The following is a 254-nucleotide window of genomic DNA, read 5'->3' as shown; positions in this document are numbered from 1 at the left end:
TCTCCCGGCACGGCCGGCACCGATGCGGTGCCCAGACCGTGCTCGCCCAGGTGCGCACCGGCACGCAGGTGCCGCTCCACCTGTGCGAGAGTCTGTTCCAACGCGCGGGCATGCCGGCGCAGCTTGCCCGGCGTGCCGATGTGCGCGGCGGTGATCGTCGGCAGGCGACGCAGCCGCTGGGGATCCGGCAGCCCGGCCTGCTCGAGCATCACGGCGGTCAGGTCCCGGATGAGCCAGTCGGCCAGGGCCGCGGT

Annotated in this window: 1 pseudogene; it reads right to left on the bottom strand. The window is 74.4% G+C overall.

Annotated elements, in window-relative coordinates:
* Positions 1 to 254, bottom strand: a pseudogene (locus QR64_RS26945) (hypothetical protein); the annotation flags it as partial.

This window comes from Rhodococcus sp. Chr-9, from assembly GCF_000801125.1.
Lineage (GTDB): Bacteria > Actinomycetota > Actinomycetes > Mycobacteriales > Mycobacteriaceae > Rhodococcus > Rhodococcus pyridinivorans.
This window is presented reverse-complemented; position numbering and strand designations above follow the sequence as displayed.